The following is a 15,867-nucleotide window of genomic DNA, read 5'->3' as shown; positions in this document are numbered from 1 at the left end:
AGAGGGGGCGGCCTTGGAGGTCAGCCGCGGGCCCGGGTCTGCGGCCGTTGGTGTTCGGGCCACTGCTCGCCGGGGTGGCGGGCCCCGCAGCGCGGGCAGTCGCGTTCGCCGGCGTAGAAGCCGCGGAAGATGGGCGGTAAGTCGCTGACGAGGGAGCGGAGTTGGAGCTCGGCGCGGTAGACGAGGTGGAAGCACTCGGTGCAGTACCACTCGAAGGCGTCCTTGCTGCCCCTGGGCCGGGCGAACTCCACCACCAGCCCGATCGAGCCGGGCTCGGGCCGCTGGGGCGAGTGCCGCACGTGCGGCGGCAGCAGGAAGACATCGCCCTCGTTGATCTGCACGTCGAGTGGGGGCTTGCCCTCCTCCTCCATGACCCGCAGCACCATGTTGCCCTTGAGCTGGTAGAAGAACTCCTCGATCGGGTCGTCGTGGAAGTCGGTGCGCTGGTTGGGGCCGCCGACGACGGTGACCATCAGGTCGCTGTCCTGCCAGACTTGGACGTTGCCGACCGGTGGTCGCAGCAGTTCGCGGTGTTCCTCGATCCACCGCTCGAAGTTGAACGGCACACCTGACGACAGCTTGGGCAGGGTCATCCTCTCGCCCTCCTAAAGGACTCGTGGGCCGATGGCGCGATACCTGGTCGGACCGGTCACTCCGGTCGGTCGGCCCGGCGCGGAAGATACGCGGTGCATGCGATCTCGACGAGCAGGTGGGGGTGGGGGAGTTGGTGGACCGCGACCGTGGTACGGGCCGGGCCCGACTCGTCGAAGAACTCGGCGTAGACCTCGTTGTAGCCGCCGAAGTCGTGCATGTTGACGAGGTAGGCGGTGAGGTTGACCGCGTCGCCGAGGTCGCCGCCGGCCGCCCCCAGCAGGTCGCGGAGGTTCTCGATGACCGCGCGGGTCTGCTCGCGGATGTCGACGCGGGTGACGCCGAGGTCGTCGGCCGCCGCGCCGGCGATGGTGCCGTCGGGGCGCCGGGAACTGGTGCCGGAGACGAAGACGAGGTCGCCGGCCCGGCGTACGTGCGGGAAGCGCCCGCGGGGTGCGGCCTTGCCCTCGACCAGGATCGCGTCGCTCATGCCGTGGTCACCGCCACGCTGCCCAGACCGGCGCCGGTGATGCGGACATGGGCGTTGCGGGGGAGCGGGACGGCGGCGGTGGCGGCGCCGGCGAGCACCACCCAGCCCGGTTCCAGTGGGATGCCGGCCTGTTCGGCGAGGCGGGCGGCGGCGCGCAGCGAGCGCATCGGGTCGCCGAGGATCGCCGCGGACGAGCCGGTCTGGGTGAGCCGTCCCTCGATCTCCATCACCAGGCCGATGTTGGCGAGGCCACCGAGGTCGCGGGGGTCGTGCCAGGGGCCGAGGCCGAAGGCGGCGGCCGAGGCGTTGTCGGCGATCACGTCGGGGAGGGTGAACGCGAAGTCGCGGTAGCGGGAGTCGAGCACCTCGTAGCCGACCGCGACGCCGGCGACCGCGGCGTCCGCCTCGGCGGCCGAGCGGACCTGGCGGCCTATCAGGAACGCGATCTCGGGCTCGATCCGCGGCTGGATCAGTCCGCTCACATCCAGCGTCGACTCGACCAGCATGGCGTCGGTCAACAGCCCCCAGATGACGTCGTCGACGCCCATCTGCACCATCTTGGCGCGACTGGTGAAGCCCATCTTGACGCCGATCAGCCGCTCGCCGCGGGCCGCCTTGCGGGCGAGGACGGCCCGTTGGACCGCGTAGGCGTCGGCCACGTCGAGCGGTCCGGCGTCGGTGAGCGGGGCGATCGCCCGCACCCGGCGCGCCGCGTCGTCGAGCGTCGTGGCGAGCTCCTGGATGTCGGTCATGCGGTGCCGCCTTCCTGGCGCGTGGGCTCGTCGTGGTCCGGTTCGTCGCGGGCGAACGCGACCCGTACGTCCCCCAGGCCCTCGATCCGGGCCTCCAGCACGTCGCCGGGGGCGGTGGCGACCATCGGGCCCAGCGCGCCGGTCAGCACGGTGTCCCCGGCCCGCAGCGGATGGCCGAACCGCACCAGGGTGTCGGCCAACCACAGTGCGGCGTTGAGGGGATGGCCCAGGCAGGCCGCGCCGGTCCCGGTGGAGACCTGCTCGCCCCGGCGCTCCAGGACCATGCCGCACAGCCGCAGGTCCAGGTCGACCAGTCGGGTCGGGCGGTTGCCGAGTACGTACATGCCGCTGGAGGCGTTGTCGGCGATGGTGTCGGTCAGCGCGATGTCCCAGTCGCGGATGCGGCTGCCGACCACCTCGATCGCCGGAAGTGCGAACGCGGTGGCGCGCAGCAGATCGGCGACGGTGTGCCGCTCGTGGGTCAGGTCCCGCTCCAGTACGAGGGCGACCTCGGCCTCCGCGCGGGGTTGCAGCACCGCGCCGGCCGGGATCTGAGCGCCGTCCGGGACCGCCATGTCGGAAAAGAGCGTCCCGAAGTCCGGGCTGTCGACGCCGAGTTGGCGCTGCACCTCGGGCGAGGTCAGGCCGATCTTGCGGCCGACGGGCCGGCGGCCGGCGGCCGTCCAGGAGCGGATCAGGCACTCCTGGACCGCGTACGCCTCGTCCAGGCCGTCGATCAGTTCGCGCACCGGGTCGCAGGGCGTCCGGGTGGCGTGCGCGGCGAGCAGCCGCCGGGCGGCGGCGCCGACGCCGAGGTCGCGGGAGGTGGCCACTGTTGTCACGGCGCTCATGCCCCGATCCGGACGCAGATGTTGGTGGGTTCGGAGAAGAAGTCCAGGGAGTGCTGGCCGCCCTCCCGACCGACGCCGGACGCCTTCCGCCCGCCGAACGGGGTGCGCAGGTCGCGCAGGTTCCAGCAGTTGACCCAGACGATGCCGGCCTCGATGCGCGGCGCCACCCGGTGCGCCCGCGACAGGTCGCGGGTCCACACCGTCGCCGCCAGGCCGTAGGGGCTGTCGTTGGCGAGCTCGACCGCCTCTTGTTCGGTGTCGAACGGGGCAATGTGGCAGACCGGTCCGAAGACCTCCTCGGTGACCGCGCGGGCGGTCGGCGGCAGCCCGGTGAGCACGGTCGGTTCGGCGTAGAAGCCGTGGTCGCGGTCGTCGCCGAAGACCGGGGCGCCGCCCCCGGCGACGACCGTCGCGCCCTCCTCGACCGCCAACTTGACGTACGACAGCACCTTGTCGCGGTGGCGGGCGGAGATCATCGGCCCGTAGCCGGAGAGCTTGCGGGCCTGGGCGCCCAGTGCGGCGACGAACCGGTCGAAGACCGGACGCTCGACGTAGACCCGCTCGGTGCACAGGCAGATCTGCCCGGAGTGGGTGAACGCCGAGCGGAGGGTGCCGGCCACCGCCTCGTCGAGGTCGGCGTCGGCGAAGACCAACGCCGGGTTCTTGCCGCCGAGTTCGAAGGAGACCGGGGTGACGTGGTCGGCGGCGGCGCGCATGATGGCGGAGCCGGTGGCCGACTCGCCGGTGAACGCGATGGCGTCCACGTCCGGGTGCGCGGTGAGGAACTCGCCTGCGGCGCCCGGCCCGTGCCCGTGGACGACGTTGAACGCGCCGTCTGGCAGGCCCACTTCGTCGATCACCTCGGCCAGCAGCGTCGCCGTGGAGGGGGTTTCCTCCGAGGGCTTGGCGACCACCGCGTTGCCGGCCGCCAGCGCGGGCGCCACCTTCCAGGTGAGCAGCAGCAGCGGGAGGTTCCACGGCGCGATCACGGCGACCACGCCGAGCGGGCGGCGGACGGTGTAGTTCAGTGCCTGTCCGGTGCCGTCGCTCCAACCGGGCACGTCGGTGAGGTAGGCGCGCTCCGACTGGCCGTAGAGCAGGTCGGCGTAGGCGCGGAAGTTGCCGATGGCGCGCGGGATGTCGACGGTGGCGGCCAGGTCGCGGGGCTTTCCGGTGTTGGCCGACTCCGCAGCCACGAACGCCTCGAAGCGCCGCTCGATGCCGTCCGCGATCGCCCGCAGCGCGGCGGCCCGCTCGGTCGCCCCGGCCCGGCCCCACGGGCCCCGCAGTGCCTGGCGCGCCGCGTTCACCGCCGCGTCGACCGTCTCGCGGGTCGCCTCCGGGACCCGCCCGACCACCGCCCCGTTCGCCGGGTCGATGAGCGGGAAGCCGCCGCCGGTGGCCTCGGGCTCCGGGGGCTGGAATGCCCCGCCGATGTAGTGCGCCGGCTGCATACTGATACCGCTCCTCTCGGGTGGTTCCCGGACCGGTTTCGCCCGCCGGTCCGTGTGCTCATCATTCGTCGCCCGAGATATGCTCGTCCAATACCAATTCGCAAGACAGGTATAGCGATTCGGGTATAGCGATGCGGGTGCGGCCGCGGGGTCGGGCCCGGTAGGGGTGAGGGTGAGATGGACCTGCTGAACGGACGGCTCAAGCTGCGGCACCTGGTGCTGGCGGTGGCCATAGAGGAACACGGCAGCGTGCTGCGCGCCGCCGAACACCTGCGGCTGGCACAGCCCGCGGTGACCCGGAGCCTGCGCGAACTCGAAGACATCCTGGGCGTGGAGCTGTTCCTCCGCGGCCCCCGGGGCGCCGCGGCGACGCTCTTCGGCGCGGCCTTCATCGAGCACGCCCGCTCCGTCCTCGCCGAACTGCGCCGCGCCGGCGAACGGATCACCGGGCTGGCCGACGGGGAGGTGGGCACGGTCACCGTCGGCACCCTGATCGCCGGCTCCAACGTCCTGCTCCCCAGGGCCATCGCGGCGCTGAAGGCCACCCGGCCGGGCATCACCGTCGTCGTCCAGGAAGCCCCCTTCGACACCCAGGTGCCCCGGCTGCTGGACGGCGAGATCGACCTGATCCTGGGCCGGCTCAACCCCATCGACGACCAGCCGGCACTGCGCCAACTCACCCTCTACCGCGAGCCGGTGCAGCTCGTCGCCCGCCCCGGCCACCCGGCCCGCTCCCGTCCCCACCTGACCCTCGCCGACCTCCTCCAACACCCCTGGGTCCTCCCGCTCCGCCAGACCGCCCTGCGGCAGGAGTTGGAGGAGGTCTTCCGCGACGCCGGCCTGCCGCTTCCCGCCAACCGCGTGGAGTGCTCCTCGGCCCTCACCGTCCGCACCCTCGTCCGCGACACCGACATGATCGCGGCGCTCCCGGAACTGGTCGCCCGCACCAACGGCGAGGTCCTCCCGCTGCCCATCCCGCTGGAGCCGGTGCGCCGCACGGTCGGCGTGACCTTGCCGGACCGGCGCCCGCTCACGCCGTCGGCCCGGCTGATGCTGGATCATCTGGAGGAGCAGGCGGCCGTGTTGACCGGGTCGCAGGGGGAGGCGCCGGAGTGAGGGCGCTGCCTGGCGCGCGGCGCGGGGCGGGCCGCCACTGGCTCGGACCGGCACCGTCGGGATAGAACGGGCCCGGCAGGTGCCCGGCAGATCCACCACAGGTGCGCGGCACAGAGCGACACAGTGCGTAACAGTGATGCACGAAGGGTGAGCAGATGACGCAGGACAGCGACCAGATCGTGGCCACCGAGCAGGGCCGGGTCCGCGGCCGGGCCGAGGGCGGGGTGGCGGCCTTCCGGGGCATCCCCTACGCCGCCTCGCCCGTCGGCGAGTTGCGGTTCGCGCCGCCCCGACCGTGCCCCCAGTGGCCGGACATCCGGGACGCGCTGCACGCCGGCCCCGCCACACCCCAGAACCCGTCCCGGCTGGAGGCGGTCATGGGCCGCCGCACCCCCGACTGGGACGAGGACGACTGCCTCACCCTCAACGTCTTCGGCCCGTCCGCGGACCGCCGGGACGGCACGCCCCGCCCGGTCCTGCTGTGGTTCCACGGCGGCGGCTTCAGCAGCGGCTCCGGCGGTTGGGACTGGTACGACGGCGCCCGGCTCGCCGCCCGCGGCGACCTGGTCGTGGTCACCGCCAACTACCGCCTGGGCGCGCTCGGTTACCTCCACCTCCCGCAGATCGGCGCGGACAACCTCGGCTCCCAGGACCAGGCGGCGGCGCTGCGCTGGGTGCGGGACAACATCGCGGCGTTCGGCGGCGACCCGGACGCCGTGACGGTCGGCGGCCAGTCGGCCGGCGCGTTCTCGGCCCTGGCGCTCGCGACCGACCCGCAGACCAGCGGGCTCGTCCGCCGCGTCCTGCTACAGAGCGGACCCTGGGGCCTGCCCCCGCAGGACCCCGCCCTGGCCGCCGAACACGCCCACCAATACCTCCGCCTCCTCGACGTGGCCGACCAGCCCGACCCGGCCAAGGCCCTCCGTGCCCTCCCCGTTGAACAACTCCTCGCCGCCCACGGCCAGTTGGCCGCGCAGGTCGCCCAGGCAGGCAGCGTCGCCCCGGCGATGTACCCGGTGCTCGGCGGCGCCGGCAACCCCCATGCCTGGCGCGACGCGCTGGCCGCCGGCGCCCTGGACGGCAAGGACCTGCTGATCGGCACCACCCGCGACGAGATGGCCGCGTTCCTGGGCCTCGTCCCCGCCATCCAGTCCCTCAGCCGCGACGGCGCCCTGGGCATCCTCACCCGCCTGGCCCCCGGCGACGGCGAGGCCGAGCGGCTCTACCGGCGGTACGCCGACCAACTCCCCGACGCCACCCCGGGGTGGATCGTCATCGCGGCCCAGTCCGACAGCGATTTCCGCAGCGGCGCACTGGAGATCGCCGACCACCACGCCGCCGCCGGCAACCCCACCCACGTCTACCAGTTCGACTACGCGGCCCCCGGCGCCGACAACCCCCTCGGCGCCTGCCACTGCGTCGAACTCCCCTTCCTCTTCGGCACGTTCGACACCTTCGTCGACAGCCCCATGCTCGGCCACCCGGACGCCGCCGCCCGCGCGCTCGGCGACGCCTTCGCCGACGCCGTCGCCACCTTCGTCACCACCGGCACCCCGCAGGGCATCCCGGCCTACGCGCCCGCCACCCCCGAGAACGTCCGCCACTTCGCCCCGACACGGAACGCCGGGCACTGACCGCGCGCCGGGCCGCCGCCGGCAGCGCCTTTGGTCAACGACCGGACAGCCCCGCCGCGGCGGCCCGCCGCACCAACACCAACTGCTGCGCCAGCAACACCACCCCGAAGTAGAACAGCACGGTCACCGCGCCCAGTTGGGCCGCGACCGCGGTGTCGATCAGGAAGTGCTGCCCCAGGCTGACGATCCACAGCGCCGCGGTGAGCGCCGTGCCCTGCCGCATCACCCGCCCACCGCGCACCGACAGCCGCACCGTGAACGCGCGCACCGCCGCCAGCAGCACCCCGACCGCCAGGCTCGCCACCACCACGGCACCATCCCGCCACGACAGCGGCGACGAGGTGACATACACCCCGGTCTCGACCGCACCGATGACGAGCAGCACCAGGCCGACCGGGGACCGCTCCCGCAGCGGCCGCTCGGTGAGCTGCCGGGAGAGCAGCCACACCAACACGACGGCGGTGATGGCGAGATTGGTGGCGGTGGGATTGTTCATGACCCCCAGGACCTTCCCTGCGACGACGAGCAAGACGGGGCGGCGGACACCGCCCGACCCCTCCACCCTGTGGTCCGCCGGGCGTCCGCGGATCGGCCACCGGGTTGGAGAAACGGGTGGAGAAATGGACCAAGACCACACCCCGTGGACCCGTCCCCGGCCCGTGATCCCGCAGGATGGAGCCGTGCGGAACGACAACGTCACACCGAGCAGACCGGCCGGCGGGTTCCGGGACGGCCTCGATGCCACCCGGCTCCGCAGGCTCGCCCTGCACGCCCTGGCCCTGGCCCTCGCCGTGGTCTTCCACACCTTCACCGCCCATCCGCCTTGGAACAGCGCCGCGTTCGCCGCACTGCTCGCCCTGTGGGCGGGGACCGCGACCTTCCGGCACGTACTGGCCCGACCCTGGCCGGGCGCGGCGTGGAGCGCACTGCTCGTCGGCGGCGCGGTGCTGGCCGGGCTCAGCCCCACCGACCCCTCCGCACCGGCGTTCGTGGGTGCGGCCGGCCTGTTCATGCTGATCTCGGCCGCCGAGACCCCGGTGCGCTGGACCGGTGGCGCGCTCGCGCTCGGCGTGGCCGGTTTCGTCCTCGCCCATGAAGCCGCCGGCGGCAGCCCCCGGGTCGCCGTCTCGGTGCTGATCTCCGCCGTGACCGCCGGCGGCTTCGGCTTCCTCGCCCGCCTCAACGCCCTCGACCGCCGGACCGAACGCGGCGCCGCCGAACGACGGGCCGAGCACGCCGTACGGGAGGAACGCGCCCGGATCGCCCGGGACATCCACGACGTCCTCGCCCACTCGCTCGGCGGCCTGGTGATCCAACTCGACGCCCTGGAGGCGGTGTCGGTGGCCCGTGGCGGGGACCCGGACGTGCTGACCCGAGTCCGCGGCGCCCGCACCATGGCCGCGGACGGACTGGTGGCCGCCAAGCGCGCCGTGGACGCCCTGCGCCGGCTCCCCGCCGGCATCGACGCGGCCCTCGGCGAGATCGTCGCCGGCGTCCGCGCGCAGGGCATGACGGTGGACGTCGACGTCCGGGGCGAGTCGTCCCGAGTACCCGAACCGGTCGGCGAGGTCCTCGCCTCCCTCACCGTCGAGGCCCTGACCAACGCCCGCAAACACGCCCCCGGCGCACCCGTCTCCGTCACCGTGTCGGCCGGCCGGGACGCCGTGGAACTACGCGTCACCAACCCACTGCCGCCGCCCGCCGACCGCCCGGAACCCGACATCACCGGCGGCCACGGCGTCCCCGGCATGCGGGAACGCGCCGAGATCGTCGGCGGCAGCCTGACCGCCGGCACCGCGAACGGAGACTGGATCGTGGAATGCCGGGTGCCCTATGAGTAACCAACCGACACAACCAACTCAGCCAACTCAGACGAGCCAGCCTAGCCAGACGAGCCAGCCAACCCCACCGACTTCACGGTCCGGTCCGATCCGGGTGATGGTCGTCGACGACCAGGCCGCGGTGCGCGACGGCCTGGTGACCATCCTCGACCACGAACCCCGGATCGACGTCGTCGGCTCCGCGGCCGACGGCGCCACCGCCGTGGACCTGGCCCGCCGCCTCGCCCCCGCCGTGGTGTTGATGGACCTGCGCATGCCCGGCGTCGACGGCGTCACCGCCACCCGCACCCTCACCACCCTCGACCCGGCCCCCGCGGTCCTGGTGCTCACCACCTACGCCGACGACGAGTCCATCGTCGGCGCCCTCCAGGCCGGCGCCGCCGGCTACCTCACCAAGAGCGCCGGACGCGCCCAGATCGTCTCCGCGATCACCGCCACCGCCGACGGACACCGCACCTTCGCCCCCGAGATCGCCTCCGCCATGGTGCGCGGCCTGACGCACCGCACCGCCCTGGAACGCCTGGCCGCGGCGCACGCGTTGACGGTGCAGGAGACCCGGGTCCTCCAACTGCTCACCGAGCGCCGCACCAACCGCGCCATCGCCGAGTCCCTCTACGTCTCCGTCGCCACCGTCAAGACCCACGTCAACAACCTCTTCGGCAAGCTCCACGTCACCAGCCGCGCGGAGGCCGCGGCCCTGGTCGAACGGGTCCGCGACCAGGGCCTCTAGCGCCGTCGCTCGCAACTCCGGCCCCTGCGGGCCGCTCCGCCCTCTTGTGCTTCATATCGAAATTCTGCGATAGTTCGATGCGCTCGTTCGTGCGCTACGCGTTCGGACCTTTCGCTCGCGGTCCGTTCGTGATCCGTCGATCCGTTGATTCGTGTTCCGTTGCTGATCCGTCGGCTTCGCACGCCGGCGACATGCGTGAGGAGGGATGTGCCATGGGTGGCATTGACGGCCTGGATCTCGGGAAGTTCGGGATCTTCACCCTCGATTTCGAGGAGCAGCCGGCGGCGCAATTGCGCGATTCCGTCCAGGAGTTGGAGCAGCAGGGATGGCGGGCGTTCTGGATCCCTGAGATCGGTGGGCGCGAGGCGCTCACGCATGCCGGCTTCCTGCTGTCCTGCACCGAGCGGATGCACCTCATCAACGGCATCGCCCGGATCTGGTCCCGCGGCGCCCAGGCGACCTACGGCGCGAGCCTCCTGCTGGCCGACGCCTACCCCGACCGGCACGTCCTGGGGTTGGGATTCGGCGGCCAGCCGCAGCCCGGCATCAAGCCCCTGGCCGCCATGAACGCATACCTCGACGAACTGGACGCGCTCCAGACGCCCAACCCCCGCCCGCGGGCCCGGATGCACCGCATCCTGGCCGCGTACGGGCCCCGCATGCTGGAGTTGGCGCGCGAGCGTTCGGCCGGAGCCCACCCCTACCACGTCAACGTGGCGCACACCGCCCAGGCACGGGAGATCCTCGGCCCGGACGCGTTCCTGGGAGTGGAGCACGCGGTGCTGTTCGAGTCCGATCCGGAGGTGGCGCGCGCCCGTGCGCGCGAGCATCTGAAGGACTACTTGGGCACGCCCTACAACATCGCGAAGTTCCGTCGACTCGGCTACGCGGACGAGGAGATCGCCCACGGCGGCAGCGACCGACTCGTCGACGACCTGGTGTTCTGGGGCGACGTCGACTCCGTCGTCGAGAAACTGCACGACCATCTGCGCGCCGGCGCCGACCACGTGGCCGTGCAGGTGATCGGGACCGAGCCGGGCCGCACCGCGATGCCGCACTGGCGCAGGCTCGGCGAGGCACTGCTGCTCTGAGTCAAATCATCCGAATCAAGGGTGGGAATCTATACTCCGGGTCATGACTGACACCGCCCCTGCCGCCGCGACCCCGCCGGTTTCGCCCGACCCCGACGTCTCCGAACTCATGGATGCCGTAAGGGCGTTGGCGAATCCGATGCGGTTGCAGATGCTGGTGTGGCTGCGGGACCCCGTGCGGCACTTCGCGGAGTGGGAGGAGATCGCCGACCCGATCGAGGTGGGGGTCTGCGTGGGCCACATCCAGGCAAAGGCGGGCCTGGCCCAGTCAACGGTCTCGGCATACCTGGCGGAACTCCAGCGCGCGGGACTGGTGCGGGCGACCCGGGTCGGCAAGTGGACCCACTACAGGCGCGACGAGCAGCGCATCGCCCAGTTCGTCGCCCTGCTCGGCAGAACGTTGTAGCGACGAAACGCGGCAGCACCGCCGCTCGCATGGAGGATGGGAAGCCCATGACCGTGCTGGTCACCACACCGAACGGCATGGTGGGGCGCTATGTCACCGAGGCGCTGCGCGACCGTACCGACGCGCGGTTCCTGGTGCGTTCGGCGGCGAGCGCCGAGGCGCTCGCCGGCCTGGTGCGCGGCGAGATCATCCGCGGGGACGCCACCGACGCCGCGGCGGTGCGGCGCGCGGTCGAGGGCGTCGACCGGCTCTTCCTCGCGCACCCCTTCGCCGAGGACCAGATCGCCGCGGAGACCACGCTCGGCCTGACCGCGCTCGACGCCGGGGTGCGACGGATCGTCAAGCTGGGCGCCAGGCGGTTCGGCGGCGGTCGCACCCCCGATGCGGTCACCGGCAACCACGACATCATCGCCGACCGCCTCCGCGAGGCCGGCGTCGCCGAACTGACGGTGCTTCAACCCGACCGATTCCTCCAGAACTTCCTGCCGTCGGCCGCCTCGATCGCCCGCGGCACCCTCGCCGACGCCGCGGGCCCTGGCGCACGGGGCTACGTGGACGTGCGCGACATCGCCGAGGCCGTGGTCGCCGAACTCCTCACCGACCACCCCACGGGCGGCGAGATCGAACTCAGCGGACCGGCGTCCCTGAGCCTGTCGGAGCTCGCCGCCGTCTTCGGGGCCGCGCTCGATACGCCGGTGCGCTACGTCGACGTGCCACTCAACGACGCCTGGCGTACCGACCTGGCGGACCGCGGCACCGCCCCCAGCATCATCGACGGGCTCCACGACCTCTACGCCAACTACCGCCACGAGGGCACCGCGGACCTCGGTAACGGCGTACAACGTATCCTCGGCCGCCCACCACGCTCGGCCGAGACCTTCGCCAGGGAACTGCTACGGCCGGCGGCGCTCGGGAGTGCCTGAGCGAGGAGAGGGCCACGACCGGGTCCCACCTCTTGGATCCGGGCCCGTTCCCGGTACCTCCAGCGGGCGAGGTGGGATCAGTCCCAACAGGCCGTGCCCGCAAGGGCGTTCAGAGGTGACTCAGGAGCGCCTCGGTGAACTGTTCGGTGGAGGAGGTGCCACCCAGGTCGGGCGTGCGGATGTCCGTCGTGGCCAGGAGGGAGGCGATGGCGTCGGTGATGTCGTGGGCCGCCTGGGGGTGGCCCAGGTGGTCCAGCATCAGTGCGGCCGACCAGATCGCGCCCAACGGGTTGGCGATGCCCCGGCCCGCGATGTCTGGCGCGGAGCCGTGCACCGGCTCGAACATCGAGGGGAACTCCCGCTCCGGGTTGAGGTTGGCGGCCGGGGCGATCCCGATGGAGCCGGCCACGGCGGCCGCCAGATCGCTGAGGATGTCCCCGAAGAGGTTGGAGGCGACGATCACGTCGTAGCGGTCCGGGGCGAGGACGAGTTTGGCCGCGAGGGCGTCGATGTGTTCCTGGTTCCAGGGGACCTGCGGGTGGCCGGCGGCCCGTTCGGCGACCAGTTCGTCCCAGAAGGGGAGGGTGTGCACGATGCCGTTGGACTTGGTTGCGGAGGTGAGCCGACCGCCGCGGCCGGCCGCCAGCCTGAAGGCGTAGTCGACGACACGCGTCACCCCGGCCCGGGTGAACACCGCCTCCTGCACGGCCAGTTCCTCGGGAAGGCCGCGGTTGAGGCGCCCGCCGATCTCGCTGTACTCGCCCTCGGTGTTCTCGCGCACCACGACGAGATCGACCGCACCGGGGACCGCACCCCGCACCGGACTCTCGATCCCCTCGAAGACCCGCACCGGCCGCAGATTGACGTACTGCCGGAAGGCACGGCGGATCGGGATCAGCAGCCCCCACAGCGAGACGTGGTCCGGCACGTCCGGGTGGCCGACCGCGCCGAGCAGGATCGCGTCCGCCCCGCGCAGCCGGTCGAGACCGTCCTCGGGCATCATCGCTCCCTCCCGCACATACCGAGCGCAGGACCAGTCGTCGTACGAGGTGTAGGCCAGGTCGATGCCGTGCCGACGGGCGACGGCGTCAAGCACGCGACGCGCCGGGGGAAGCACTTCGGCGCCGATGCCGTCGCCGGGAATCAGGGCGATGCGGTGGGTCGTGGTCATGCGGTCGATTCCAACAAGCCGGGGCGCGGGGCGTCCAAGACATGATGCTGATCTGGCTGATTGGCCTGGGTTATCAGGTAGCGGAAACAGGTAGCGGACATCAGTCATCCGCCATCAGCCATCAACCGCCGGCGGATTGGCCTCCAGCGCGGTGTGGACGAACGCCGCGGCGGCCGGGGACAGGACGCCGCGGCGGCTGATCAGGCCGATGCGCAGGGCGGTGCGCGGTTCGATGTCCAGCACCCGGGCTCCGGCGCGCTCGGCCAGGCCGCGCCAGGACTCCGCCAGTACGGCCACGCCCACACCGGCGAGCACCAGGGGCAGCACGGACACCCGGTGTTCGGTCTCGGCGGCGACGACCAACTCGATGCCGCGCTCGCGCAGGCCGTCCACATACGCCCGCATGCCGGTGCCCCGCTGGCCGACGATCAGCCGCTGGCCCGCCAACTCCTCGCTGCTGATGGCGGATTGACCGGCAAACGGACCGTCGGAACCGCCCGGCGCTACCACCACGAAGCGCTGCTCGCCGAGGGGATGCACGGCCACGTCCCGGTCCGGCAGCGGGCCCGACACGGCCAGCAGCCCCACCTCGGCCGCCCCGGTGCGCACCCGCTCCACCACCTCCTCGGCGGTGAAGGCGGCCCTGATCGCCACGCACACCCCGGGATGGCGTTCGCCGAAGGCGCGCACCACCGTCGTCAACGGCTCCACCGCCTGCGACGGCATCGACGCCACGTCCAGCCGCCCGGTGCGCAGTTCCTGCACGGCCGCCACGCTCGCCCGGGCCGTCGCCAGGCTGCGGACGGCCGCCCGGGCCGGCTCGATCAGCGCCTGCCCGGCCTCGGTGAGCACCGCCCGCCGGCCGATCCGATGGAACAGTTCGCCGCCCAGGTCGCGTTCCAGCCCCCGGATCGCCTGGGACAGCGACGGCTGGGACACGTACAGCGCGGACGCCGCTCGGTGGAAGCCGCCGTGGTCGACGATGGCGAGGAAGCTCTCCAGCTGTCGGATGTCCATAGGGCGCATTCTGACGTGGTGGGGGAGGCGGACGGGTGTCGGTACCGGCAGACACGCAACCGGCACGTCGCCCGTGGGTTGCGCGATGCAGGAGAGAAAACCGAAGGTGAGCCCAGGCGCGCGTGATCTACGGTGGCAACCATGACTTCGTTGCCTTCGTTGACTTCGTTCTCCGAGGGTTGGGACAGCGAGGCGCGACTGGTCGAGGGCCGTTGGGTGGAGCGTCGCCCGCGCAGGCCGGAGGTCGCCAGGCAACTGCACACCGAGGTGCGCCTGCTGCCGTGGCTGGCCCCGCAACTGCCGCTCCCCGTTCCGGCCCCGACCGTCACCTGCACGGAGCCGCTGCTCGTGCGGCACGAACTGGTCCCAGGCGAGGCCCTCACGACGCCGGATGTCGCACAGGCCCGCCGCCTGGGCGGCTTCCTGTGCGCCCTGCATGCGGCCGATCCCGCGGAGGCAGTGCGCCGCGGTACACCGCCCGCGGAACGGGTACGCGAACAACGCACAGCCATGGTCGCGGAGTTCGACTCCCGCGTGCTGCCCCTGCTCCCCGCTGAGCGGCGGGAGTCGGCGGCCGCCCTCCTTGCCGAGGTGGCGGCGCTGCCGGCCCACACCCTCGTCCACGGCGACCTCGGGCCGGAGCACATCCTGACCCGTGACGGCGAACTCACCGGCGTCATCGACTTCGGCGACGTCCACATCGGTGACCCCGCCATCGACCTTGCCTGGGCGCTGAACGGCACCCCGCCCGCGTTCGCCGACGCGCTGGCCACCGCCTACGCCGCCAGCCCGCAACTTCGCCAACGCGCCCTGGTCTGGCACCAGTTGGGCCCCTGGCACGAGGTCACCCACGGTCTTGACCTCGACGATGCGGAGATCGTCCGGGGCGGAGTGGACGGGATTCTCGACCGACTGGACGACGGGACCTGACGCGTCGGCGGTCGCCGCCGCCGGTCGGTTCGCCACCGCGTGACGGTAACCGTTGGTGGGCGGCGCCTCTTCGGGCCGCAACTACCTTGTTGCATCGGCTCGTTGCCGTCAACCGCCAACCGCTGCTCGCTCAACGGGGCTCGCTCGGGTTTACCGTGTCGCGGTCTCCGAGGGCGACGCCGTTTCCTCCGGCGACGACAGGTCATCGAGATGCCTGGCCAGAATTTCCACGCACGTTGGTGGCGCGAGGACCTCGGGGTGGAGGACTGCGCTGAAGGCCAGTCCGTCCAGGAGCGTGGTCAGGCGCTCGGTTTCCAGGGCGAGGTCGAGGTCGGGGTGCAGGGCGCCCGCCGCGTCGAGCCGGGTGAGTACGCCGCGCACCAGGCGCCTGGTGGCCTCCGCGGTCTTGCGCGACAGGTCGCGGATCGCCGGGTTGCTGCGGGCGGCGGCGTTGAAGTCCATGAAGACGGCGACCTCGGCGCGGCGGCGCTCGTCGAGCGGTAGAAGCTCGGCCAACAGGTCGGTGGCGAGCCGAAGTTGAACCCCGCGGGGATGGCCGCTCAGGTCGCCGATCCGCTCGACGTGTGCGAGCAGGCGGTCGGTGACCCGGTCGAGCATCGACTGCATCGCGAAGTGCATCAGGTCGTGCTGACTGGCGAAGTAGTGGCGCAGGGAGCCGATGTTGAGGCCCGCCTCGGCGGCGACCGCCCGCAGCGAGGTGCGCTGGAGGCCGTCGCGGACGACGACGCGGAACAGTGCGTCGACCACGAGGCGGCGGCGGGCTTCCGGATCCACGTGCTTGGGCATGGAGCCTTTCTATCACGCCTGTGATACAACGGGGTTGCCAGGGAAATATCACAGGTGTGACAG

At 72.3% G+C, this 15,867-nt stretch carries 17 protein-coding genes; 8 read left to right on the top strand and 9 right to left on the bottom strand.

Translation table 11 applies throughout. The annotated features are described in order from the left end of the window. Positions 1-20: 20 nt before the first annotated feature. From ACFVFQ_RS08110 to ACFVFQ_RS08090, 5 genes are read right to left on the bottom strand one after another with little or no spacing between them, the layout of a single operon-like run. Positions 21-593 carry a 3-hydroxyanthranilate 3,4-dioxygenase gene (locus ACFVFQ_RS08110; RefSeq protein ID WP_383410701.1) on the bottom strand — a complete coding sequence of 191 codons (573 nt, stop codon included), beginning with the start codon at positions 591-593 and terminating at the stop codon, positions 21-23. A 56-nt stretch (positions 594-649) separates the two neighbouring features. After that, complete coding sequence (locus ACFVFQ_RS08105) at positions 650-1,081, bottom strand: RidA family protein (RefSeq protein WP_383410698.1); 432 nt, start codon at positions 1,079-1,081, stop codon at positions 650-652. Next, the gene (locus ACFVFQ_RS08100) at positions 1,078-1,833 is read right to left on the bottom strand and encodes a 2-keto-4-pentenoate hydratase (RefSeq protein WP_383410695.1); all 756 of its coding nucleotides are present in this window, start codon (positions 1,831-1,833) and stop codon (positions 1,078-1,080) included. Before ACFVFQ_RS08100 ends, ACFVFQ_RS08105 begins: the two co-directional genes overlap by 4 nt. Beyond that, a complete protein-coding gene (locus tag ACFVFQ_RS08095; protein WP_383410692.1) occupies positions 1,830-2,684 on the bottom strand; it encodes a 2-keto-4-pentenoate hydratase in 855 nt (284 codons plus the stop codon). The genes ACFVFQ_RS08100 and ACFVFQ_RS08095 overlap by 4 nt, the downstream gene beginning before the upstream one ends. Further along, positions 2,681-4,138 carry a 2-hydroxymuconic semialdehyde dehydrogenase gene (locus tag ACFVFQ_RS08090; protein WP_383410689.1) on the bottom strand — a complete coding sequence of 486 codons (1,458 nt, stop codon included), beginning with the start codon at positions 4,136-4,138 and terminating at the stop codon, positions 2,681-2,683. The genes ACFVFQ_RS08095 and ACFVFQ_RS08090 overlap by 4 nt, the downstream gene beginning before the upstream one ends. A gap of 177 nt (positions 4,139-4,315) precedes the next feature. Between ACFVFQ_RS08090 and ACFVFQ_RS08085 the strand changes: the two genes are divergently transcribed. Both ACFVFQ_RS08085 and ACFVFQ_RS08080 read left to right on the top strand, forming a co-directional pair. Further along, positions 4,316-5,254 carry a LysR substrate-binding domain-containing protein gene (locus ACFVFQ_RS08085; RefSeq protein ID WP_383410686.1) on the top strand — a complete coding sequence of 313 codons (939 nt, stop codon included), beginning with the start codon at positions 4,316-4,318 and terminating at the stop codon, positions 5,252-5,254. A gap of 155 nt (positions 5,255-5,409) precedes the next feature. Then, positions 5,410-6,888 (top strand): carboxylesterase/lipase family protein, encoded by a 1,479-nt coding sequence (locus ACFVFQ_RS08080; protein ID WP_383410683.1) that lies wholly within the window; start codon positions 5,410-5,412, stop codon positions 6,886-6,888. 34 nt (positions 6,889-6,922) lie between these two features. Here ACFVFQ_RS08080 and ACFVFQ_RS08075 read toward each other — a convergent pair whose 3' ends face one another. Next, on the bottom strand, positions 6,923-7,384 hold the full coding sequence (locus tag ACFVFQ_RS08075; RefSeq protein ID WP_383410680.1) for a hypothetical protein: 462 nt from the start codon (positions 7,382-7,384) through the stop codon (positions 6,923-6,925). A gap of 184 nt (positions 7,385-7,568) precedes the next feature. Here ACFVFQ_RS08075 and ACFVFQ_RS08070 point away from each other — a divergent pair, with 184 nt between their 5' ends. The 5 genes from ACFVFQ_RS08070 (at position 7,569) to ACFVFQ_RS08050 (ending at position 11,879) form a co-directional block, all read left to right on the top strand. After that, positions 7,569-8,729: a sensor histidine kinase gene (locus ACFVFQ_RS08070; protein ID WP_383410677.1), complete on the top strand. Its 1,161-nt coding sequence runs from the start codon at positions 7,569-7,571 to the stop codon at positions 8,727-8,729. 97 nt (positions 8,730-8,826) lie between these two features. Next, positions 8,827-9,459, top strand: coding sequence for a response regulator (locus ACFVFQ_RS08065; RefSeq protein ID WP_383410674.1), 633 nt, complete (start codon positions 8,827-8,829; stop codon positions 9,457-9,459). A 212-nt stretch (positions 9,460-9,671) separates the two neighbouring features. Continuing rightward, entirely contained in the window at positions 9,672-10,550 is an 879-nt protein-coding gene (locus tag ACFVFQ_RS08060) for a TIGR03620 family F420-dependent LLM class oxidoreductase (protein WP_383410671.1), read from the top strand. Between the two features lie 43 nt (positions 10,551-10,593). Continuing rightward, complete coding sequence (locus ACFVFQ_RS08055; protein WP_383410668.1) at positions 10,594-10,956, top strand: ArsR/SmtB family transcription factor; 363 nt, start codon at positions 10,594-10,596, stop codon at positions 10,954-10,956. Positions 10,957-11,003: 47 nt separating this feature from the next. Next, entirely contained in the window at positions 11,004-11,879 is an 876-nt protein-coding gene (locus tag ACFVFQ_RS08050; protein ID WP_383410665.1) for an NmrA family NAD(P)-binding protein, read from the top strand. A 109-nt stretch (positions 11,880-11,988) separates the two neighbouring features. Here ACFVFQ_RS08050 and ACFVFQ_RS08045 read toward each other — a convergent pair whose 3' ends face one another. Further along, on the bottom strand, positions 11,989-13,050 hold the full coding sequence (locus ACFVFQ_RS08045) for a tartrate dehydrogenase (protein WP_383410663.1): 1,062 nt from the start codon (positions 13,048-13,050) through the stop codon (positions 11,989-11,991). Positions 13,051-13,164: 114 nt separating this feature from the next. After that, on the bottom strand, positions 13,165-14,067 hold the full coding sequence (locus tag ACFVFQ_RS08040; RefSeq protein WP_383410660.1) for a LysR family transcriptional regulator: 903 nt from the start codon (positions 14,065-14,067) through the stop codon (positions 13,165-13,167). A 141-nt stretch (positions 14,068-14,208) separates the two neighbouring features. On the opposite strand from ACFVFQ_RS08040, the gene ACFVFQ_RS08035 reads away from it, so the two are divergent. Further along, positions 14,209-14,997 (top strand): phosphotransferase, encoded by a 789-nt coding sequence (locus ACFVFQ_RS08035; protein ID WP_383410657.1) that lies wholly within the window; start codon positions 14,209-14,211, stop codon positions 14,995-14,997. A gap of 150 nt (positions 14,998-15,147) precedes the next feature. Here ACFVFQ_RS08035 and ACFVFQ_RS08030 read toward each other — a convergent pair whose 3' ends face one another. Continuing rightward, the gene (locus tag ACFVFQ_RS08030; RefSeq protein WP_383410654.1) at positions 15,148-15,804 is read right to left on the bottom strand and encodes a TetR/AcrR family transcriptional regulator; all 657 of its coding nucleotides are present in this window, start codon (positions 15,802-15,804) and stop codon (positions 15,148-15,150) included. Positions 15,805-15,867 lie beyond the last annotated feature (63 nt).

Origin of the sequence: Streptomyces sp. NPDC057743 (assembly GCF_042798755.1) — a bacterium.
Taxonomy (GTDB): Bacteria; Actinomycetota; Actinomycetes; order Streptomycetales; family Streptomycetaceae; genus Streptomyces.
This window is presented reverse-complemented; position numbering and strand designations above follow the sequence as displayed.